The organism is Rhizobium sp. WYCCWR 11146, from assembly GCF_013591995.1.
GTDB lineage: Bacteria > Pseudomonadota > Alphaproteobacteria > Rhizobiales > Rhizobiaceae > Rhizobium > Rhizobium indicum.
The window spans coordinates 186,468-206,269 of sequence record NZ_JACCEY010000015.1 but is presented as its reverse complement, the minus strand read 5'-3'; the positions used below and the strand labels follow the sequence as shown (position 1 = coordinate 206,269).

The following is a 19,802-nucleotide window of genomic DNA, read 5'->3' as shown; positions in this document are numbered from 1 at the left end:
CCACATCCAATGAGGCTCCGATGTTCGATCTGATCGTCAGAAATGCAAATCTCCCCGATGGCCGAACCGGCATCGATATCGGCATCCAGGGCGGCAAGATCACCGCTGTCGAGCGCAATCTTCAGGCGCAGGCCGGAGAAGAGATCGACGCGGCCGGCCGGCTGGTCAGCCCGCCCTTCGTCGATCCGCATTTCCATATGGACGCCACCCTGTCGCTCGGCCTGCCGCGCATGAACGTATCCGGCACGCTGCTCGAAGGCATCGCGCTCTGGGGAGAGTTGCGCCCGATCGTGACGAAAGAGGAACTGGTCGATCGCGCGCTGCGCTACTGCGACCTGGCGGTCACGCAGGGACTGCTTTTCATTCGCAGCCATGTCGATACCAGCGATCCCAGACTGGTGACCGTCGAGGCGATGATCGAGGTTCGTGAGAAGGTCGCCCCCTACATCGATCTGCAACTGGTCGCCTTCCCCCAGGATGGTTATTACCGCTCGCCGGGCGCGATCGATGCGCTCAACCGGGCCCTCGACATGGGCGTCGATATCGTCGGCGGCATTCCCCACTTCGAACGGACGATGGGGGAAGGTGCGGCGTCGGTCGAGGCGCTCTGCCGCATCGCCGCCGATCGCGGCCTGCCGGTCGATATCCATTGCGACGAAACCGACGATCCGCTCTCGCGCCATATCGAGACGCTGGCTGCGGAAACTATCCGCTTCGGCTTGCAGGGGCGCGTCGCCGGCTCGCATCTGACCTCGATGCATTCGATGGACAATTATTATGTTTCCAAGCTCGTTCCGCTGATGGCGGAGGCCGAGATCAACGTCATCCCCAATCCGCTGATCAACATCATGCTGCAGGGCCGGCACGACACTTACCCGAAACGCCGCGGCATGACACGTGTGCGGGAGCTGATGGATGCCGGGCTCAATGTCTCCTTCGGGCACGACTGCGTCATGGATCCCTGGTATTCGATGGGGTCGGGCGACATGCTGGAGGTCGGCCATATGGCAATCCATGTCGCACAGATGGCCGGCATCGAGGACAAGAAGAGGATCTTCGACGCGTTGACCGTCAATTCGGCGAAGACGATGGGACTTGCAGGCTACGGCCTGGAAAAGGGATACAACGCCGACCTCGTCATCCTCCAAGCCAGCGACACGCTGGAAGCGCTGCGGCTGAAGCCGAACCGACTGGCGGTAATCCGCCGCGGCAAGATCATCGCCCGCTCGGCGCCGCGCATCGGTGAGCTTTTCCTGAACGGACGCCCCGCCCGGATCGACGGCGGCCTGGATTACGTGCCGCGCTATTGAGGTGTCGGTTCGGACCCCATGGCGGCCCCTCACCCTAACCCTCTCCCCGTAAACGGGCGAGGGGACGTGCCAAACGCAACGTCGAGATTTGAGGAAGTCGGCGCGGCATATCCCCTTCGCCCCGTTTACGGGGAGAAGGTGGCGGCAGCCGGATGAGGGGCCGGTTTCGGCGATCTCCTACCAGGAACCTATTTCTTCGAGGCCTCGTAGAGCGCCTTGGTTTCGGCGTTCATTGGGTAGAGGCCGGGCAACGGCGTGCCTTCATCGATCCTGGTCATGATCCAGGCTTCCATGCGCTCCTGTTCCGGCGCTTCTGCGAGCACGGTGTCGAGCAGATCGGCGGGGATCAGCACTGCGCCGTCCTGGTCGACGACGATGATGTCGTCAGGAAAGACCGCAACGCCGCCGCAGCCGATCGGCTGCTGCCAGGCGACGAAGGTGAGGCCGGCGACCGATGGGGGTGCTGCGACGCCGCGGCACCAGACCGGCAGGTTGGTGTCGAGCACGCCGGCAAGGTCGCGTACGACGCCGTCGGTGACGAGGGCTGCAACGCCTCTCTTCTGCATGCGGGCGCAGAGGATGTCGCCGAAGATGCCGGCATCGGTGACACCCATCGCATCGACGACGGCAACACAGCCTTCCGGCATCGCCTCGATCGCCGCGCGTGTCGAGATTGGCGAGGCCCAGGATGCCGGCGTCGCCAGATCCTCGCGGGCCGGAACGAAGCGGAGGGTGAAGGCCGGCCCGACGATGCGCGGCTGGCCGGGCTTCAGCGGAACGGCGCCGCGGATCCAGACGTTCCGCAGGCCCTTCTTCAGAAGAACGGTCGTCAGGGTCGCCGTCGAGACGGTCTTGAGGGTTGCTATCGCTTCAGCACTGAGGGCCATCGGTGTTCGGTTCCAATTCGGTTTCTGTCAGATGCTCTGGATCATGCCGCCATCGACGCGGATCACCGATCCGGTGAGATAGGAGGCCGGCTCGCTAGCCAGGAAGGTGACGACATTGCCATATTCTTCCGGCCGGCCATAGCGGCCGAGCGGAATGCTGCCGGTGCTCTCAATGACGACGTCATCGATGGAGCGGTTTTCGCGTTTGGCCTTCTGCTCGTCGAGGAAGGTGATGCGGCCGGTGGCGATCCGGCCCGGCAGGACGATGTTGACGGTGATGCCGTCGCGTCCGACCTCGCGCGCCAGTGTTTTCGACCAGCCGACCAGCGACAGACGCAGCGCGTTGGAGATACCGAGATTGGGGATCGGCGCAACTACGCCCGATGAGGTCGAGGTGACGATGCGTCCCCATTTGCGCGCGCGCATCTGAGGCAGCACGCGATCGGTAACGGCGATGACGGAGAGCACCATGCTTTGGAAATACTGGTTCCAAACCGCCGGATCCTGGCCGGAGACAGTGGTCGGCGGTGGGCCACCGGTATTGTTGACGAGGATACCGACCGGTCCGAACTGGCGCTCGATTGCAGCGACATGCGCATCGATCGAACCGAGATCGGAAAGGTCCCATTGCAGCGCCAGCGCCTTGCCGCCTTCGGATTCAACCGCAGCCGCGGTCTTCTCAGCGGCGGCGAGATCGATATCCGCCGCGGCAATTCTGGCGCCTTCGCGCGCAAGCTTGGCGGCAATCGCGCTGCCCAGTCCGCCGCCGGCGCCAAGCACCAGGGCCGTCTTGTCCTTCAGGCCGAAATCCATTTCATCCATCTCCTCATAGGGTCTGGCCATCTTTCGGAGCAATGGATCGTAAATAAAATATGGCTTCTGCTTCGTTCAAGAGATAGAAAAACTATCGATGGACACACGTTTTCTCGAAACCTTCATTGTCGTTGCCGAGCGGCACTCTCTGGCGGAGGCCGCCCAGCGGCTGAACCTCACGCCCGCAGCTGTTGCCCAGCGTATCCGCGCATTGGAGGCCGAGCTCGGGGTGCGGCTGCTGGTGCGCTCCGGCCGCGTGATGCGGCCGACGGAAGCTGGTTTTGCCATTCTCGAACGTTGCCGGGATCTGGTGCGCGATACACGCGACCTGAAGGCGATGGCCGGCACCGCGACGATTTCGGGTGAGATGCGGATCGGGGCGATCAATACGGCGCTGACCGGCCTCGTTCCCGGCATTCTCCACCGCCTTGCGCAGGACTATCCGCTGATCGAAATCTTCCTCAAGCCTGGCGCGTCGATGGACCTCTATGCCGAGGTTCTGAACGGCACGCTGGACGCCGCCTTCATCATCGAGCCGCGATTTCCGATGCAGAAGACGCTGACTTTCAACAAGCTGCGCCAGGAACCCCTGGTGCTGATCGCTCCGCGGGACTGTGAGGGAGCGGATCCGCTCGAACTGTTGACGGCCCTGCCCTTCATTCGCTACGACCGCAACCAGTGGGGTGGTCACATCGCCGATGAATATCTGCTCGAGATCGGCATCCATCCGGTCGAGCGTTATGAGCTTGACGCGCTGGAGGCGATCGCGGTGATGGTAGACCGCGGTCTCGGAATCTCGATCGTGCCGAATTGGGCGCCGCCCTGGCCGGCGGGATTAGATATCGTCAAGCTGCCCCTGCCCCGCTCGTCCGCTATGCGCACCGTCGGCATCGTGGTGACGCGATCTTCGCCGAGGACAAACCTCGTCGCCGCGCTTCTGGAAACCAGCCGCGCGGCGATGGGAGCTTGATCAATTTCAGGCGATCTTCTGGCGGACCGGCAGTTTCCAGCCGGGTCGGACGAAATGGCAGGTATAGCCGTTCGGAATCCGCTCCAGATAATCCTGGTGCTCGGGCTCGGCCTCCCAGAAATCGCTGACCGGCACGACTTCGGTGACGACCTTGCCGGGCCACAGGCCGGATGCATCGACATCGGCGATCGTGTCCCTGGCGACGCGCTCCTGCTCAGGGGTGACATAGAAGATTGCCGAGCGGTAGCTCAAGCCGACGTCGTTGCCCTGGCGGTTGCGCGTGCTCGGGTCGTGGATCTGGAAGAAGAATTCGAGGATTTCCCGATAGCTGATCCTTGCGGGGTCGAAGATGATCTCGATCGCCTCGGCATGGGTTCCGTGGTTGCGGTAGGTGGCATTCGGCACATCGCCGCCGCTATAGCCGACGCGGGTCGAAATCACGCCGTTATATCGGCGGATCAGATCCTGCATGCCCCAGAAGCAACCACCGGCGAGGACTGCACGTTCTTCGGTCATTGGACATCTCCTTTTCCGCAAGAGATAGTGTCTCCTGCCGCCGATTTCCACACGGTGCAAAGAGCACAGCTGTGCAATTTCCCTGCCGAGACCCCCGATCCTGTCATGTCGATGTTACGCGCCGGCGCTAGCAAGGCCTTGGACAATCCTGCGGAGGCTGAGCCTCGACACCTGATGGAGACGGTTATGAATAGACGCGAATTTCTGATCACATCGTCGGCTGCAGCCGGTCTGCTGGCTCTTCCGCGTTTCGCATCGGCTGCGGCCGGCACGATCGATCTCTACAGCGGTTCGGATGCCAACATCGTCGACCTCTGGAACAACGTCATCCGCCCGGCCTTCGAAAAGGCGCATCCGGGTGTTGCCCTGAAGGTGACCGATGCCGGCGATAATAATGGTCTGCGCGCCATCGCCGACCGTGCGCTCGCGGCGCTGAAGACAAAGACCGATCCGCAGGCCGACCTTTTCGAGCAGTTCGATCCGCGCCTGCCGTCCGGCGGCATCGATGCCGGGCTCTGGGTCAAGTTCTCCGCCGAGAACATCGAAGGCTACGACCATATCAACCCGCTTGCCTTCGATACCCCCTACTCGCTGCCCTATCGCGGTTCGCAGGTGCTTCTCGCCTACGACACGACCAAGCTCGATCCGAAGGATGCGCCGAAGAGCTGGGATCAGCTCACCGCCTGGATCAAGGCCAATCCGGGCCAGTTCATCTACAACCGTCCTGACAAGGGCGGTTCGGGTGGCAATTTCGTCCGCCGCGCGATCCATGAGGCCAATGGCCGCGATCCGAAGAAGTTCAAGATCGACAATTTCAGCGCCGACTTCGCCACGGAGGCGCTGACGCCGGCCTGGAAGATTCTCAACGACCTCGCCCCTGCACTTTATGACAAGGGCGCCTATACGGCCGGCAACACCCAATCGATCCAGCTGCTCGCCCAGGGCGTTGTCACCATGGTGCCGGTCTGGTCGGACCAGGTGTTGCAGGCGATCTCCCAGGGTGTGCTTCCTGATACGACCGGCCTCGTGCAGCTTACCGATCTTGCCCTTTGCGGCGGCTTCTCCAGCATCGCCGTGTTCTCGAACGGCGCCAACAAGGATGCGGCCCTCAAGCTTGCCGCATTCATGCTGACGAAGGAAATGCAGGAAGCGATCATCACGGAGATCGGTGGTTTCCCCGCCATCTCCTGGGATCACATCTCCGACGATCTCCGCAAGAAATATGCCGACGTCATTCCGTCGACCATCCCGACCTTCCCGGGCGGCGATTGGGAAAAGGCGATCGCCGACGGCTGGTACCGCAACGTCGCTCCGGGCATCAGCCGCACCTGATGTCCACTGACACTGCGCCGGCGGTTCTGCGCCGTCACCGGTCCATCAACAGGGGGAGTTCCATCGGGCTCCTCCTCGTTGCCCTACCGGTCCTCCTGCTCGCATGGCTGATCGTCTTTCCGATCTTTTCGGCTGTCGTCGGCACGATCTTCGTTCGGGGCCCCGACGGCGCGACGGAATTCTCGCTTGCCTCCTATCGCTTCTTCTTCACCGATGGCTACAGCCTCGGCAATCTGTGGCTGACGCTCTGGACCACCGCCGTCTGCGGTATTCTGCTTCTGGCGATTGGCCTTCCGATCGCGCTATACCTCCGCTTCTCGCAAGGGCGACTTGCCGCCTATGTGCAGGCTCTTGCGATCTTCCCGATGTTCGTGCCGTCGATCATTCTCGCCTATGCGCTGATCAGGACGATCGGGCCGAACGGCACCGTCGACCTGCTGCTGAACGCCGTCAGCCTGCCCAAGCTGCGCACGCCCTATCTGACGCCGTGGGGACCGGTCATCGGCCTCGTCTGGGACAATCTTCCCCTGACGGTGCTGATGCTGACGGCGGGGCTTTCCTCCGTTTCGAACAGCGCGATCGAGGCCGCCCGCGATGTCGGCGCAGGCCCGCTCCGGGTGTTCATTTCGATCATCCTGCCGCGCATGGGCAATTCCGTGCTGGTGACCGCGTCCTTCGCCGTGCTCGGCATCTTCTCCGCCTTCACCCTGCCCTATGTGCTCGGCTCGGCATCGCCGGAGATGATGGGGCCGTTCATGCAGCGCACCTTCGCCGACATGAACGACCCACTGAACGCCATGACCCAGGCCGTCATCACATTCGGCTTCTGCCTGGTCTTCGGTATCTTCTATATCAGGTCGATCGCCCGCAACCGCGAGGCCCAGCCATGAGTGCCGGTAGATCGGGTACGGATCTTCGCTTCGACTGGATCGGCATGCTCTTCGCGTGCCTGCTGACGCTGTTCATCGCGCTGCCGCTGATCGTCGTCGGAACGTGGGCTTTCACCGAGGTCTGGCGTTATCCATCGGTGATCCCGCAGCAGTTCGGCCTGCGTTTCTGGGGCCAGACGCTGGCGCGTCCGGATGTCTGGGAAGCGCTCTTCCTCAGCCTGCGGCTGACGACGACGGTGACCATTCTTTCCGCCGTCATCTGCCTTCCCGCGGCTTACGCCTTCGCCCGCATGCGCTTTCCCGGCAGGAACATCCTGTTCCTGTCGTTCCTCGCATCGCATGCCTTCCCGAAATTCGGCCTGCTCGTCGCCATTGCCGGCATCTTCCTACAGCTCGGCCTGATCAGCACTTTCTGGGGCGTCGTGCTGATCCAGCTTGTCGGCACGCTGATGCTGATGATCTGGATCCCGGTCGCAGCCTTCCAGAATGTCGACCGGCGCATGGAAGAGGCGGCGCGCGATGCGGGTGCCACGCCGCTGCGCGTCTTCTGGTCGATCACCCTGCCGCAGGCCGGACCCACGATCGCTGCCGCACTGCTTTTGACCTTCGTCGGCACCTTCTACGAGACGGAAGGTGCCTGGCTGATCGGCGCGCCTCAGCTCCGCACCATGCCGGTGCTGATGATCAGCTTCATCAACAATCAGATCGTCGTGCAATACGGCGCCGTACTGTCAGTCATGTTGTGGGTGCCGTCCTTCATCGCGCTGATGTTTGCCCGCCGCGTGATCGGCACCGGCGCCTTTGCAAGAGGTTTTGGCGCGTGAGGTTAATTCAGGGAAGGGTTTGAGATGGCACATCTTTCGATCGAGGGCGTTTCGAAGCTGTTCGGGACCGCCTTTGCCGTTCGCGACTTCTCGCTCGAAGTCGGAGACGGCGAGCTCGTCTGCCTGCTCGGCCCATCCGGTTCCGGCAAGTCGACGCTTCTCAGGATGATCGGCGGCTTCGAGCGCCCAAGCGGCGGAACGATCCGCATCGACGCGAAGGATGTGACGGTGCTGCCGCCCGAGCGGCGCCCGACCGGCATGGTGTTCCAGAGCCATGCGCTCTGGACGCACATGGACGTCTTCAACAATATCGCCTTCGGCCTGAAGCTCCGCCGGCTGCCGAAAGCGGAAATCCGGCAACGCGTCGAGGATGCTTTGGCCCTGGTCGGCCTCGCCGATTACGGGCGGCGGATGACGACGCAACTCTCCGGCGGTCAGCAGCAGCGCGTCGCGCTTGCCCGCTCGCTCGTGCTTGAGCCGAAGATCCTTCTGCTCGACGAGCCCTTCGCCAGCCTCGACCAGCATCTGCGCGAAAGGCTGCGGGAGGAAGTGCGCGATATCCAGCGGCGCCTTGGCATCACCACGCTCTTCGTCACCCACGGCCAGGACGAGGCCTTAGCGCTCGCCGACCGCATCGTCGTCATGCGCGACGGAGGCACCGAACAGATCGCGCCGCCGAGCACCATCTACCGGCAGCCGCAGACGGCTTTCGTCGCCGGGTTCATCGGCTCGATGAATTTTGTCCAGAGCCGCGTTAGAAACGGCGTCTGTGAGCATCCGCTGTTCCCGCTTCCGGTTCCCGTCGAGGATGGGCCGGTGACGCTTGCCGCCCGCCCGGAAGCGCTGACGATCCGTCCCTCGGAGCGGGTCGATGCCGCGACAGTCCATCGCACCGTCGATTTCGGCACCCACAAGATGGTCGATGTCGATCTTGCCGACGGCACCCGCCTGAAGGCGATGGTCGCACCGGACGATCGGATTCGGGCCGGGATGAGGGTCGAGCCGAGTTTCGCCGGCTTGTTCGTCTTCCGCGACAACGAGCTCGTCCATCAGTCGATGCCGGCAAAGGGCGATGTGGAGATCGAAGAGCTCCTGCGGGTTTAGACGGTAGGAATGCGCCGGTTCACGCCTTGCTCTGGAAGCCTTCCAGCAGCCAGGGATGCAGCGCCTTGCTGGCGGCCAGGATATCGCTCTTTCCGACAACCTTAGCGCCGGAAAAACGGGTGACGATGCCGCCCGCCTCTTCGACCATCAGCGCCGAGGCGCCGAAATCATGGATCGCGAGCCCGTCTTCGAAGAATCCGTCCAGCCGGCCGCAGGCGACATAGGCAATCGACAGTGCCGCCGAGCCGAGGCGGCGCACACCTGCCGTGTTCGCCATCAGGCGTTTGATGGCCTCGAAATAGGTCTCTTCCGCAACCGCCGTGACCTGGCCGGGGATCGGCAGCCCGGCACCGACAAGCACATTCTCGATGTCACCGACATCGGCGCAGCGGATACGTTCGCCGTTCAGATAGGCGCCGCCCCCGATCTCGACACTGAACAGCTCGTCCTGCATGGCGTCATAGACGACGCCCATGACGAGCCTGCCGCTTTCGACGATCGAGATCGTCATGCCGAAATGCGGAATGCCCCAGGCGTAATTGGTCGTGCCGTCGATCGGGTCGATGTAGATGATCGGAGTGTCCGGACCCGCCGTGCGGTTGCCGACGGCTTCCTCGCCCTGGATGGCATAGTCCGGGAAGGCCTTCGCCATCTCGTCGACGATGATCCGCTCGACGGCGACATCGATTTCGGTCTGATAATCGCGCGGCGCCTTGGCGAGCATTTCTGCCGACGTTCGCCGCCGCAGCGAGCCGCGGGCAGTTTCGCCCGCCTTCAATACTGTTTCGGCAAGCACGACGAGACGGGACGAGGCGGTCGGGGAAAGACGCGCGGAAATCTGGGAAGATGTCATGAGAAAAGTCCGGATGCTGCTGATATGGACGGAGTGAATCGCGAGGAGCCCATCCCTTCGCAGAGGCCGATGATGATTTTATGAAGCGCGCTCATACCGAGCGGATTATCTCAGGATCGCTTCAAGCTCGGAAATGGTCGGAAACGCCTTTCTTGTTCCATGTCTTGAGACGGTGACGGCCGCGGCTGCAACTGCGTGTTCGATGGCTAACCTGTCCAGCCGCTGTCCGCGCAGCGCGCAGGATGCAAGTGCTGCGGCCATGAACGTATCGCCTGCGCCCGTTGTATCCACAACATCGCAGATCTGGGCGGGCACTTCGATGCTATCGTGCCGGTTCACGAGCGTCGCGCCGTCGCCGCCCAGCGTCAGGACGATTTCGCGCAGCCCGCGGCTCAACAGATATTCGGCTGCATCCCTGCCCGTCGCTCCCGTCAGGGCCTGCGCCTCACCCTTGTTGAGGAAGGCGATGTCGATCAACCCCCAAAGATCGGAGAAATAGGAGCGCACCGGCGAGGGATTGAACGCGGTGATCATGCCGATCTCTCTTGCATGCTCCAGGATATCGCGGGTCGTCTGGTCGGACAGATTGCCCTGCAGCATCATGAAATCGCCGCGACCGGCCGTCGACAGGATCCGCCTGACATGAGACAGGGACAGGCTCTGCGCCGATTCCGTCGTCGTGACGATGGCATTCTCACCGCCTGGCAGCCGGAAGATGATCGAGACATCGCTCGACGCCCCTTCCATTTCGATCAGTTCGCTCCGAAGCGGCTCGTCCGCGAGGTAATGGCGTATCATATCGGCCCTCGCATCCCTGCCGACGGGCGCCACCAGCGTTGTCGGCACGCCGCAGCGGGCCATGACGACCGCCTGGTTCGTGCCCTTGCCGCCGAGATCGCTTCCGCCGGCATTGCCGAGGATGGAAGCGCCGATGACGGGAAGTTCGGAGACGGCGATGGTTTCGTCGATGGCGACGTTACCGACTATGTAGGCGCGCATGCATCCGCTTTCGCAAGGTGAAGCTAAAGATAAGACGCATCGTGAAAATCGATCTCGAGCTGCATCGCCCGGCCGAAGATCGCGCTGAGCCGCGCTTTTTCATCCTCTTCCAGCGTTTCTCCTGCCATGTCGAGTTCATTCTTCAACCATTGCGCCTGGGCGGCAAAATTCGGATCGACATGCAGGTCGACCCATTCCTTCAAGAGCGGATTGCTGATCGGGCGGTTAGCTGCTTCCTTCGACCAAGTCCAGTACATCCACTCGGCCGCAAACATCGCCGCGACCGTATCGAGGAAGCCGCCCTGGCGGGCGATTTCCAACATGCCGGCGCGAAAGGCCTCGACCTCGGCGATGCCGGTGTCGAAGGACGAGGGATCGATGCCGCAGCTGGCGAAGGTGCGCTCGAAATAGGTGATCTGCTCGTTGGCAAGCGCGTCGAGAACCGCGATCAGCCAGCGCTTCTGCGTCATCGTCTTGGCGGTCGCCGCCGCATAGGCAAAGATCGAAATGGCGCTGTCGACGAAGGCGCCTTCATAGACGAGATAACGCTCGAACGCCTCCTTGCTCAGCCTGTCATTTTTCACGTCCTCGACGAAGCGGTGGTTCAGCATCGCGCCAAGGACAGCGTCGTTCTCGCGCAGGATGCGGGCCGAAAGGCTCTCTGCCGCCATGCTCAGCCCTCCAGTCCCGGTTCGGCCGCCGCCCGGAAGGCGCGCACGCGCTCGACGTCGACCGGGTTCCACCAGACGCCGCCGTGCTTCAGCGAAGACGCAACGATGACGCCATTGGTGCGGCTCAGAATATCGACGATATTGTCCTTGTTGACGCCGGAGCCGACGAGCAGCGGCAGGTGCGTCGCCGCGCCGATTTCCTCGATCTCCTCCATCGTTGCCGAATTGCCGGTCCGCTGGCCGGTAGCGATGACGCCGTCGGCATCGAAGAAGGCGAGGTCGCGTGTCAGCTCCTGGATCGAGCGGTCGGCGACGATAGCGTGGCTGCCATGCTTGACGTGGCTGTCGGCAAAGACCTTGATATGCTCGGCCCTGAGCAGCGAGCGATAGCGCATGGCTTCGGCGGCCCTGCCCTCCATGAAACCTTCATTGGCGACATAGGCATTGGCCCACTGATTGACGCGGATGAATTTGGCCCCGCCTGCCATGGCGATGGCGAAGGCCGGGATCGGCGCATTGGCCAGCACGTTGACGCCAAGCGGAATGCCGGCTGCGCGCGCGATCCGATCGGTGACGACGGACATGAACCCCGTCGTCTCGGGGCCGATATCCTCGGGCTTCGAAAACGGCACATCGCCGTGATTTTCGATGATCAGCCCGTGCAGGCCGCCTTCCACGCAGGCTTCGGCGTCGCGCATGCACGCGTCGTAAATCGTATCCATCGCAGCCCCCCGGTAGCGCGGCGCACCCGGAAAGGCGGGGCAATGGATCATGCCGATCAAAACCTTGTCCCTGCCGAAGATATCCCTGATGGCGTTGGACGGCCTGTCCGAAATTTCCTGCATGTCATTCCCTTTCCAATTCCCGCCGCGTGCTGAAATCATGCCTGCTTTTCGGTGAGCCAGCCGAGGATGTTCTTCCAGAGCCGGCCATAACCTTCCCATTCGCAGAAAGCGGGCGAGAGCCAGTGCGGGCCGATATCCGACGTCCAGGCCGCCGTCCGCCCAGTGCCATGCGTACCGACGACGAGCAACGGATGGCCGCCCTGATCCTCGGGCAGACGTGCGACGATCTCGACGTCGGCCCGGTCGCGCACTTCAACCTCGTTGACGCCGAGAAGCACCGGCCATGCACCTTCGAGACCCCGCATCGTCGGATGCTCCGGCTTCACCACCTCGGCAACAGTTCCCTCGGGGATCTCGACGCGGTCGTCATAAGGCAGGCACGTGACGGGCAGCGTGTCTTCGACGGGGGTGCGACGCCAGCGCGCCTTGCCGTCGATGCCCTGGAAGGAGAAATAGCCGCCGACCATCAACAGGCCGCCACCCTTTTCCACCCATGCCTTCAGAAGCTTCAGCCGGTTCGGCACGGTGCGCGAATGCAGCCACACATCCGGCGGCAGCAGCAGCGAATTGGCACCGATATCGGAGAGGATGATGGCGTCATAGACGTCGAGCCCCGCCATATCGAAGGGGAATTTCTCCACTGCCTCGTGCGCCGGCATGTAGGTGAGCTCGAAGGCGCTGCCGGCGAGCGCCTTCACCAGCGGTTCGGCGCCGAGATGGAAGGTGACGCTGCCGAACTGGTCGAAGCCTTTGTAGTGCGTGGCGGAGCTGACCCAGCTCTCGCCGACAAGGAGGATTTTCTTGGTCATGGTCTGCGGTTACCTGTGATCGATTGAATTGATGGAGCTAAAGCACGTCGCGCAAAAGTGTGAAGCGGTTTTGCGATAACGACATGAGTAAAAACAAAGACCTAAAGCGCGACGCGCTTTAGCCCCCGGCATGAAAGACGCGGCGCGGATTGCTGCGCATCATCTCGTCGAGAACCGTCCTGTCGAGGCCGTGCCGCTGAAGACGGGGAAGAAAATGGCGAAGGATATAGGCGTAGCCATTGCCGCCGTAATGCGTCAGCATCATCTTCAGAAAGACGTCGTGCGACAGAAGAATCCGGTCGAGATATCCGGTCTCGACAAGACGCACGATCGCGCGCGCCGCCTCCTCGTCGCTCGGGCACTGCACCTGCTGGTCGGCATAGAAGAAGTCCATGCCGATCATGTCGTATTCGATGAAGGCGCCACGCTCCGCCAGCTCGCTCTGATAGGCAATGTCGTCATGCGATGGATTCATGTGGCAAAGCACGGTGTGGCGGAGATCCGCCCCCTCTTGCGCCACCACGTCGAGCACGCGGTGGCCGAGGCGGAACCAACCCGGCAGATGCACCATCAGGGGAAGCCCGGTCAGCACTTGCGCCCGGGCAGCGCCGCGCAGCGATTTTTCTTCCTCGGCGGTGAAATCCGAGGAGACGCCGATCTCGCCGATCAGGCCGATCCTGACGCCGGTGCCGTCGACGCCTTCCCTCGCCTCGCGGACGATCTCTAATGCGATGTCATCGACGCTCATTGCCGCGACGCCTTCCGGATGTGAGGATCCGAGGTAATAACCGGCCCCCATCACGATGTTGAGGCCGGACGCTTCGGAGATGCGCCGGAGCGCCAGCGGATCACGGCCGATGCCCTTGCAGGTCGGTTCCACCACGGTGCGCCCGCCCGCCGTGGCGAAGTCCTTGAGTTCGGCCACTGCCAGATGTTCGTCGTCGAGCGTGATATTGTGCTTGTTGACGAAGGGATCCTGCCTGAGTTCGCCGAGGATCTCCATGCAGACGAAGCTTTCGGCGAGATATTGCCGTTCCGGCGTCTTCGGCGCATGCCACCAGCAGCGGCAGTCGTTGAGGATATGCTCGTGCATCAGCGTCACGCCGAGTGCATCCGCCGAAACGGGGCCGGTAACGGTCATCACCTTGCCGGAGTGGACATGCGCTTCGGACAGGCTATCTGCTGTCTGTTCGCTCATCGCTTCATCCTTTCCTGCCCAGCCGGAAATGGAAATTGGCCGTGAAGATGCGCGTGTTCAGCCAGATGGCGACGAGGATGATGGCGCCGGTGACGATCTGGGTGAAGAACGGCGATATGTGCATCAGGATCAGGCCATTGCCGATGACGGCGATGGTCAGCGTGCCGAGCACGGTGCCGAGGATGGTGCCGCGTCCGCCCATCAGCGACGTTCCGCCGAGCACGACGGCGGCGATCACCTGCAGCTCGAAGCCGACGGCGGCATTGGATGAGCCGGAGCCGAGGCGAGCGGCGATCAGCAGGCCGGCGACGGCGCAGGCGATACCGGAGATGATATAGACCGAGGCGATGATCCATTTGGCGGGCATGCCGACACGCCGCGCCGCCTCCGCATTGGAGCCGACCGCCACGACCTGACGGCCATATTTGGTCGCGGTGATGACGACGTAACCGAGAATGGCGATGACGACGGCAATGACCGCCGGGATCGGGAAGCTGAGGATTTCGCCCCGACCGAGCGCGAAGAAGCCCGGTGCATCCTTGATCGGGATGGAATAGCCCTGGGTCAGATAGAGCGCCAGGCCGCGCAGGATCGAGAGGCCGGCGAGCGTGACGATAAAGGCCGGAATGCCCTGATAGGCGGTAAACCAGCCCTGAACCAGCCCCATGAAGCCGCCGAGCACGAGCATGCCGATGACGACCGACGGCCAGGGAACACCCATCGCCATGACGATCGCCGCGACCGCATTGACGAGGGCGACCTGCGAGCCGACCGACAGATCGATGCCGCCGGTGATGATGACGAAGGTCATGGCGATGGCGACAATCAGGATGGGAGCAGCCTGGCGCACGATGTTCAGGATATTGCCGAGCGTGAAGAAGGTTTCGCTGCCGATCGAGAAGAAGATCATGCAGGCCAGGAAGAAAATGGCGATCGACAGGACCTGTGCGTGTTCACCGAAGAAATCGGCGACGCGCGAGCCGTGGCCGCGTTCCGTATAAGCCGTCATTGTCTGGCTCCTTCACCGACGATCAGCCTGACGAGATCCTCGAGGTTGGTGCTGCCGATCTGCCGCTCGGCCACCTTCGTGCCCTCGTACATCACCGCGATGCGGTCGCAGACCCGGAAGAGGTCCTGCAGCCGGTGGGTGATGAGGATCACCGAAACGCCGTTCGCCTTGACGCGGTTGATCAGGGCCAGCACCGCTTCGACCTCCGCGACTGCAAGTGCTGACGTCGGCTCGTCCATGATCAGCACCTTCGGCTTGAACGAGGCGGCGCGCGCAATGGCGATCGCCTGGCGCTGCCCGCCGGAGAGCTGAGCGACCTTGCCGGTCAGCCTCGGGATGCGGATCTCAAGCGAATCCAGCATCTTGCGCGCTTCGGCCAACATCGTCCTGGTGTCGAGAAACGGCCCGCGGCTGAGTTCACGGCCGAGAAAGAGATTGCCGACGACATCGATATGATCGCAGAGACTGAGATCCTGGAACACCATTTCGATGTTACGCCCACGCGCATCCGCGGGGCCGGAGAAACGAACCTCTTCGCCTTCCATGGTGATTGTGCCGGCATCGGGAATGTAGGTTCCCGAGATGATTTTCGTCAGCGTCGATTTGCCGGCGGCGTTATCGCCGACGAGGCCCAGGCATTCGCCGGGGAAGATGTCGAGATCGACGCCGCGCAGGGCCTGGTGCGAGCCGAACGACTTGCGGATGCCGCGTAGCGAGATGCGCGGGTCGGATCGGGTGCCGCCGGAAGTTCCGGTTCCGGAGGGTGCGAGCCCTCCGGAAGCGGCGGCAGCGATGTCACGCTGTCCGCTTTCGATCATTTGAAGACGGCCCGGTACGGCTCGACATTCTCCTTTGTGACGATGGTGATCGGCACCGAGATCGTCTTGGTGACGGCTTCGCCGGCCGAGGCCTTGACGAGTGCGTCGACGGCGGCACCGCCCATTGCGGCCGGATCCTGCTGGACGACGGCGACGACGAAGCCGGCATCGATGCCGGCAATGGCTTCGGCAGTCAGATCCCAGCCGAACACCTTGATCTTATCCTGCTTGCCCTGGCTCTGGACGGCGGCGATCGCCCCCATCAAGGCCGGCTCGCCGGTGGCGTAGATCGCGGTCAGGTCAGGATTGGCGGTGATCAGGTTTTCAGCCGCCGCAAGGGCGTTGTCCTGGATGTTCTGCCCATCGACGACGCCGGCCATTTCAATGCCGTCGACGCCTTTCAGGGTCTTTTCAAAGCCCTCCTGGCGGATGTTCTGGATGAACGAGTTCAGCGCGCCGACAACGCCGAGCTTGGCTTTGCCGCCCATGTTCGCCTTGACGTAGTCGAGGAAGTATTTGCCCATATCGGCGCCGGCCGCGGCATTGTCGACGCCGATCTGTGCCTTCTGCGGGCCATCAGGCAGGATGGCATCGATGGCGACGACGGGAATGCCGGCATCGGCCGCCTGCTTGACCGCCGGCATGATACCATTGACGTCGATCGCCACGACCGCAAGGCCGGAGACCTTTTCCTGGACATAGGTTTCGATGGCGCTGTTCTGCGCCGTCGTCTCGTTGTTGGCGTTGAAGATCACCAGCTTGACGCCGGCGGCATCGGCCGCCTTCTGGGCGCCCTCATTCATCTGGTTGAAGAAAAGTGCCTGCTGGTTGATCTGCACCAGCGCGACGGTCTTCTTTTCCTGCGCCGCGGCGCTGGACAGGCCGATGAAGGTCAATGCCGTGAAGCCGGCGGCGGCGATCATCGTTCGTCTTGTCAAATTCAGTGTCATGTTCTCATCCTCTTTTGGTTTTTTGACGTTGCTGATTATTATTTCGCAGGCGGCGCAACGGAGTTCCGCACCACGATTTCGACAGGCAGGAGTTCTTCCGAGGCGGATGGTTTCCACTCGTGCCAATTGGTTTCCAGTAGCAGCTCCAGCGACCGCCGGCCGATCTGGCGCACCGGCTGACGGATGGCCGTCAGCGGCGGCGCAAAGAGATGAAGCGGACCGACATCGTCGAAGCCGATGACCGAGATGTCAGCAGGGATCGAGACGCCTTGGCTTCTGAAGACCTCGACCAGCCCGATGGCGATCTCGTCGGAGCTGGCGAAGATCGCCGTCGCCTTTCGGTTTCCGGAGAGATAGTCGAGCGCAGCCGCACGGCCGTATTCTATCGTATATTCGCCGGCATAACGATCGGCCCGGGCCTCGTCGCCATGCTGTTCCCTGAGCGCCTTCAGCAGGCCGTCATAACGCCTGCGGGCACTGATCATGCGCTCGTCGCCGCCGATGAACAGGACATGGCGATGGCCTTGTTCGGCCAGATGCTGGCCGGCGAGATAACCGCCCTGCTCATTGTCGCAGAACAGCTTCGGCGCCTTCGAATTGGGAATGTCCTCGTCGACGATGATGACCTTGCCGCTGCCGTTGATCAGCGCGGCAAGCGCGCCGTCGTCGGGATGGTTGGTGACGAAAATCAGGCCGTCGACGTGATTGCGCTCGATGAGCTGCAGATATTCGATCTCGCGTCCCGGCCGGTTGAGGGTGGCGTGCAATGAGACGGCGAGCTTCTTTTCATCGGCCGCCTGCTCGACGGCGGCGACGAGCGTTGCGAAGAAGGGATTGGCGATATCGGGCACGACGAGGCCGATCGTGTCCGAGCGGCCCCTGCTCAACCGGCGCGCATGCGGGTTCGGCCGGTAGTTCAGCGTCTTGATCGCATCCTCGATGCGCTTCTTGGTCTGAAAGGGAAGATCGAGACTTCCGTTGACGAAACGCGACACGGTGGTGACCGAGACGCTGGCAGCGGCGGCAACATCCTTCAGACTTGGCGTCGTTCCTCTGGCCATTGATGGACCTATTGTAAAGCGGTTTAGTAAAGCGCTTTACAAGACAATATCGATTGCTCGCCGTTGTCAACAGCGATGAATGTGCAGGATCTGTTTTTTTGCGAGACGATCGAAGCTCGACCGGCAGGATGTCAGCCGATCGTCGGGTCGAGCTTGTCGCGCAGCCAGTCTCCGGTGATGCTGATCGACAGCGTCGTCAGCATGATGACGAAGGACGGCGCCAGCATGATCCAGGGCGCGCGGGTCAGATATTCGCGTCCGTAGCCGACCATGTTACCGAGGCTGCTCATCGGCGGCTGCACGCCGAGGCCGAGGAAGGAAAGGCTGCTTTCCATCAGGATGATCTCTGGGAAAGTCAGCGTCATCGAGACGATCAGCGTCGAGGCGATGTTCGGCAGGATATGCTTGAGATAGACATGGGCCGGCTTGGCGCCGAGCTGCGTGACGGCGGCGGCATAACCCTGGCCGCTGGCGGCGATGGCAAGGCCGCGCGCAATGCGCGCATAGCGTTCCCAGCCGTAAAAACCCATCAGGCAGATGAGCAGCGGCAGCGAACTGCCGAAGAAGGCGAGCACGGCAAGTGCCATGATCAGGAAGGGCATGGCCGCCTGGAAATCGGCAAGCATGACGACGAGCTGCTCGACGACGCCACGGAAATAAGCGGCGAGAAAGCCAAGCGTCGTGCCGACGAAGGCCGAGATCAGCGTTGCCCCGAAAGCGATCAGCAGCGAGATGCGGATCGACACGATGAGGCGGGAGAGAACATCGCGGCCGAGTTCGTCGGTTCCGAGCCAATGCGCGGCATTGCCTGGCAGTGACAGCCGGTTCTTCAGGTCGAAGGCGGTGATATTGTAGGGCCGGATCCAGTCGGCCGCCAGCGCGATCAGGATCACGACGGCGATCCAGGCAAAACCGATCATTACGAAAACGGGCACACCGCGCTTCTTCGTTGCGCGCACTTCGTGGATGACGGTCGCCGGTTGAGCAGAGATATTTGTCATGGTTCCGCTCCTTAATGCCTTGCCTGGTTGCTGCGCAGACGCGGGTCGAGATAGCCGTAAAGGATATCGACGACGAAATTCGAAAACACCATGGTCGCTGCCACCAGCAACAGGATGCACTGGACGACGGCGAGATCGCGGTTTGAGACGGCGACGACGAGAAGCCGGCCGACGCCTGGCCAGGAGAACAGCGATTCCACCACGACGGCGCCGGCGATCAGCGTGCCGACCATGAAGCCGGCGATCGTCACGATCGGGATCGCCGCATTCGGTAGCGCATGGCGCCAGACGACGTTTCGCCAGGCAGTGCCCTTGGCGCTGGCGGTGCGGATATAGGGCTGGCCAAGCACCTCGATCATCGCGCTTCGGGCAAAGCGGGCAAGAATGCCGGCACCGCCGATGCTCATGGTGATGATCGGCAAAATGGCATGCATCCAGCTGTCCTGGCCGCCCGATGGCAGCAGGCCGAGCGTGACGGAGAAGATCAGCACCAGCACGAGGCCGAGCACGAAGCTCGGCATGGTGAAGCCGACCACCGCGCTCGCCATGACGGCGCGGTCGGTCGAGCTGTCGCGGTGGAGGGCGGCGTAGACGCCGGCCGGAATGCCGATCACCAGCTTAAGGATGAGGGCCGGGATCGTCAGCTCCAGCGTTGCCGGAATGCGGTCGAGCACGAGCTGGATCGCCGATTGGCCGTCGCGCATCGAGATACCGAGATCCCCGCGGGCGATCGCCCCGAAATAACGCAGATACTGCACCCAGATCGGCTGATCGAGACCCCAGGCGGTGCGGAAGGCGCGGATTGCCTCCGGCGGCGCTTCCGGACCCATGATCGTCAAGGCCGGGTCGCCGGAAAGACGCAGGACGACGAAGGCGAAGGTGACCACCAGCACGATGGTCATCAGTGCGCGGAACGCTCTTATCAGGAAGAAACGGATCATG

General features: G+C 62.5%; 21 protein-coding genes. 6 read left to right on the top strand and 15 right to left on the bottom strand.

The annotated features are described in order from the left end of the window. Positions 1–20: 20 nt before the first annotated feature. A complete protein-coding gene (locus HX899_RS09675) occupies positions 21–1,310 on the top strand; it encodes an amidohydrolase family protein (RefSeq protein WP_181292335.1) in 1,290 nt (429 codons plus the stop codon). A gap of 188 nt (positions 1,311–1,498) precedes the next feature. Here HX899_RS09675 and HX899_RS09670 read toward each other — a convergent pair whose 3' ends face one another. Further along, a complete protein-coding gene (locus HX899_RS09670) occupies positions 1,499–2,197 on the bottom strand; it encodes a ribonuclease activity regulator RraA (protein WP_018246960.1) in 699 nt (232 codons plus the stop codon). A 27-nt stretch (positions 2,198–2,224) separates the two neighbouring features. Beyond that, positions 2,225–3,010: an SDR family oxidoreductase gene (locus tag HX899_RS09665; protein WP_138334097.1), complete on the bottom strand. Its 786-nt coding sequence runs from the start codon at positions 3,008–3,010 to the stop codon at positions 2,225–2,227. A 97-nt stretch (positions 3,011–3,107) separates the two neighbouring features. Between HX899_RS09665 and HX899_RS09660 the strand changes: the two genes are divergently transcribed. Beyond that, positions 3,108–3,980 (top strand): LysR family transcriptional regulator, encoded by an 873-nt coding sequence (locus HX899_RS09660; RefSeq protein WP_181292334.1) that lies wholly within the window; start codon positions 3,108–3,110, stop codon positions 3,978–3,980. A gap of 6 nt (positions 3,981–3,986) precedes the next feature. Here HX899_RS09660 and msrA read toward each other — a convergent pair whose 3' ends face one another. Next, entirely contained in the window at positions 3,987–4,496 is a 510-nt protein-coding gene (msrA, locus tag HX899_RS09655; protein WP_138334093.1) for a peptide-methionine (S)-S-oxide reductase MsrA, read from the bottom strand. Between the two features lie 186 nt (positions 4,497–4,682). On the opposite strand from msrA, the gene HX899_RS09650 reads away from it, so the two are divergent. The 4 genes from HX899_RS09650 to HX899_RS09635 are packed head-to-tail and all read left to right on the top strand — an operon-like array spanning position 4,683 to position 8,646. Continuing rightward, on the top strand, positions 4,683–5,828 hold the full coding sequence (locus HX899_RS09650) for an extracellular solute-binding protein (protein WP_181292333.1): 1,146 nt from the start codon (positions 4,683–4,685) through the stop codon (positions 5,826–5,828). Next, a complete protein-coding gene (locus HX899_RS09645) occupies positions 5,828–6,718 on the top strand; it encodes an ABC transporter permease (RefSeq protein WP_181292332.1) in 891 nt (296 codons plus the stop codon). Before HX899_RS09650 ends, HX899_RS09645 begins: the two co-directional genes overlap by 1 nt. Then, entirely contained in the window at positions 6,715–7,542 is an 828-nt protein-coding gene (locus HX899_RS09640) for an ABC transporter permease (protein ID WP_181292331.1), read from the top strand. The genes HX899_RS09645 and HX899_RS09640 overlap by 4 nt, the downstream gene beginning before the upstream one ends. Positions 7,543–7,566: 24 nt before the next feature. Further along, positions 7,567–8,646: an ABC transporter ATP-binding protein gene (locus HX899_RS09635; RefSeq protein WP_181292330.1), complete on the top strand. Its 1,080-nt coding sequence runs from the start codon at positions 7,567–7,569 to the stop codon at positions 8,644–8,646. Between the two features lie 19 nt (positions 8,647–8,665). Here the strand turns inward: HX899_RS09635 and HX899_RS09630 are convergent, their stop codons facing one another. The 12 genes from HX899_RS09630 to HX899_RS09575 all read right to left on the bottom strand — a co-directional run bounded on the left by HX899_RS09630 (position 8,666) and on the right by HX899_RS09575 (position 19,801). Then, the gene (locus tag HX899_RS09630) at positions 8,666–9,499 is read right to left on the bottom strand and encodes an inositol monophosphatase family protein (protein ID WP_138389926.1); all 834 of its coding nucleotides are present in this window, start codon (positions 9,497–9,499) and stop codon (positions 8,666–8,668) included. A gap of 105 nt (positions 9,500–9,604) precedes the next feature. Continuing rightward, on the bottom strand, positions 9,605–10,498 hold the full coding sequence (locus HX899_RS09625; RefSeq protein ID WP_180196292.1) for a ribokinase: 894 nt from the start codon (positions 10,496–10,498) through the stop codon (positions 9,605–9,607). A 23-nt stretch (positions 10,499–10,521) separates the two neighbouring features. Continuing rightward, a complete protein-coding gene (locus HX899_RS09620; RefSeq protein ID WP_138389928.1) occupies positions 10,522–11,169 on the bottom strand; it encodes a TenA family protein in 648 nt (215 codons plus the stop codon). A 2-nt stretch (positions 11,170–11,171) separates the two neighbouring features. After that, entirely contained in the window at positions 11,172–12,014 is an 843-nt protein-coding gene (locus HX899_RS09615) for a BtpA/SgcQ family protein (protein ID WP_138389929.1), read from the bottom strand. Between the two features lie 35 nt (positions 12,015–12,049). Beyond that, complete coding sequence (locus HX899_RS09610) at positions 12,050–12,823, bottom strand: glutamine amidotransferase (RefSeq protein ID WP_180196291.1); 774 nt, start codon at positions 12,821–12,823, stop codon at positions 12,050–12,052. A 118-nt stretch (positions 12,824–12,941) separates the two neighbouring features. After that, the gene (locus HX899_RS09605) at positions 12,942–14,021 is read right to left on the bottom strand and encodes a phosphotriesterase (protein ID WP_138389931.1); all 1,080 of its coding nucleotides are present in this window, start codon (positions 14,019–14,021) and stop codon (positions 12,942–12,944) included. 4 nt (positions 14,022–14,025) lie between these two features. Further along, positions 14,026–15,030, bottom strand: coding sequence for an ABC transporter permease (locus HX899_RS09600; RefSeq protein ID WP_138334072.1), 1,005 nt, complete (start codon positions 15,028–15,030; stop codon positions 14,026–14,028). Then, positions 15,027–15,848, bottom strand: a complete 822-nt coding sequence (locus tag HX899_RS09595; protein WP_138389933.1) for an ATP-binding cassette domain-containing protein — start codon at positions 15,846–15,848, stop codon at positions 15,027–15,029. Before HX899_RS09595 ends, HX899_RS09600 begins: the two co-directional genes overlap by 4 nt. Beyond that, positions 15,845–16,798, bottom strand: a complete 954-nt coding sequence (locus HX899_RS09590; RefSeq protein ID WP_138389934.1) for a substrate-binding domain-containing protein — start codon at positions 16,796–16,798, stop codon at positions 15,845–15,847. The genes HX899_RS09595 and HX899_RS09590 overlap by 4 nt, the downstream gene beginning before the upstream one ends. A gap of 38 nt (positions 16,799–16,836) precedes the next feature. Beyond that, positions 16,837–17,859 (bottom strand): LacI family DNA-binding transcriptional regulator, encoded by a 1,023-nt coding sequence (locus tag HX899_RS09585; RefSeq protein ID WP_138334066.1) that lies wholly within the window; start codon positions 17,857–17,859, stop codon positions 16,837–16,839. Between the two features lie 131 nt (positions 17,860–17,990). Continuing rightward, on the bottom strand, positions 17,991–18,860 hold the full coding sequence (locus HX899_RS09580) for an ABC transporter permease (RefSeq protein WP_138389935.1): 870 nt from the start codon (positions 18,858–18,860) through the stop codon (positions 17,991–17,993). An 11-nt stretch (positions 18,861–18,871) separates the two neighbouring features. Then, entirely contained in the window at positions 18,872–19,801 is a 930-nt protein-coding gene (locus tag HX899_RS09575) for an ABC transporter permease (RefSeq protein WP_138334063.1), read from the bottom strand. Position 19,802: the final 1 nt, after the last annotated feature.

Excerpts from the sequence above, each read along its gene's own strand:
- HX899_RS09675 (WP_181292335.1), top strand. The coding sequence starts at position 21 with ATGTTCGATCTGATCGTCAGAAATGCAAATCTCCCCGATGGCCGAACC.
- HX899_RS09670 (WP_018246960.1), bottom strand. The coding sequence starts at position 2,197 with ATGGCCCTCAGTGCTGAAGCGATAGCAACCCTCAAGACCGTCTCGACG.
- HX899_RS09665 (WP_138334097.1), bottom strand. The coding sequence starts at position 3,010 with ATGGATTTCGGCCTGAAGGACAAGACGGCCCTGGTGCTTGGCGCCGGC.
- HX899_RS09660 (WP_181292334.1), top strand. The coding sequence starts at position 3,108 with ATGGACACACGTTTTCTCGAAACCTTCATTGTCGTTGCCGAGCGGCAC.
- msrA (WP_138334093.1), bottom strand. The coding sequence starts at position 4,496 with ATGACCGAAGAACGTGCAGTCCTCGCCGGTGGTTGCTTCTGGGGCATG.
- HX899_RS09650 (WP_181292333.1), top strand. The coding sequence starts at position 4,683 with ATGAATAGACGCGAATTTCTGATCACATCGTCGGCTGCAGCCGGTCTG.
- HX899_RS09645 (WP_181292332.1), top strand. The coding sequence starts at position 5,828 with ATGTCCACTGACACTGCGCCGGCGGTTCTGCGCCGTCACCGGTCCATC.
- HX899_RS09640 (WP_181292331.1), top strand. The coding sequence starts at position 6,715 with ATGAGTGCCGGTAGATCGGGTACGGATCTTCGCTTCGACTGGATCGGC.
- HX899_RS09635 (WP_181292330.1), top strand. The coding sequence starts at position 7,567 with ATGGCACATCTTTCGATCGAGGGCGTTTCGAAGCTGTTCGGGACCGCC.
- HX899_RS09630 (WP_138389926.1), bottom strand. The coding sequence starts at position 9,499 with ATGACATCTTCCCAGATTTCCGCGCGTCTTTCCCCGACCGCCTCGTCC.
- HX899_RS09625 (WP_180196292.1), bottom strand. The coding sequence starts at position 10,498 with ATGCGCGCCTACATAGTCGGTAACGTCGCCATCGACGAAACCATCGCC.
- HX899_RS09620 (WP_138389928.1), bottom strand. The coding sequence starts at position 11,169 with ATGGCGGCAGAGAGCCTTTCGGCCCGCATCCTGCGCGAGAACGACGCT.
- HX899_RS09615 (WP_138389929.1), bottom strand. The coding sequence starts at position 12,014 with ATGCAGGAAATTTCGGACAGGCCGTCCAACGCCATCAGGGATATCTTC.
- HX899_RS09610 (WP_180196291.1), bottom strand. The coding sequence starts at position 12,823 with ATGACCAAGAAAATCCTCCTTGTCGGCGAGAGCTGGGTCAGCTCCGCC.
- HX899_RS09605 (WP_138389931.1), bottom strand. The coding sequence starts at position 14,021 with ATGAGCGAACAGACAGCAGATAGCCTGTCCGAAGCGCATGTCCACTCC.
- HX899_RS09600 (WP_138334072.1), bottom strand. The coding sequence starts at position 15,030 with ATGACGGCTTATACGGAACGCGGCCACGGCTCGCGCGTCGCCGATTTC.
- HX899_RS09595 (WP_138389933.1), bottom strand. The coding sequence starts at position 15,848 with ATGATCGAAAGCGGACAGCGTGACATCGCTGCCGCCGCTTCCGGAGGG.
- HX899_RS09590 (WP_138389934.1), bottom strand. The coding sequence starts at position 16,798 with ATGACACTGAATTTGACAAGACGAACGATGATCGCCGCCGCCGGCTTC.
- HX899_RS09585 (WP_138334066.1), bottom strand. The coding sequence starts at position 17,859 with ATGGCCAGAGGAACGACGCCAAGTCTGAAGGATGTTGCCGCCGCTGCC.
- HX899_RS09580 (WP_138389935.1), bottom strand. The coding sequence starts at position 18,860 with ATGACAAATATCTCTGCTCAACCGGCGACCGTCATCCACGAAGTGCGC.
- HX899_RS09575 (WP_138334063.1), bottom strand. The coding sequence starts at position 19,801 with ATGATCCGTTTCTTCCTGATAAGAGCGTTCCGCGCACTGATGACCATC.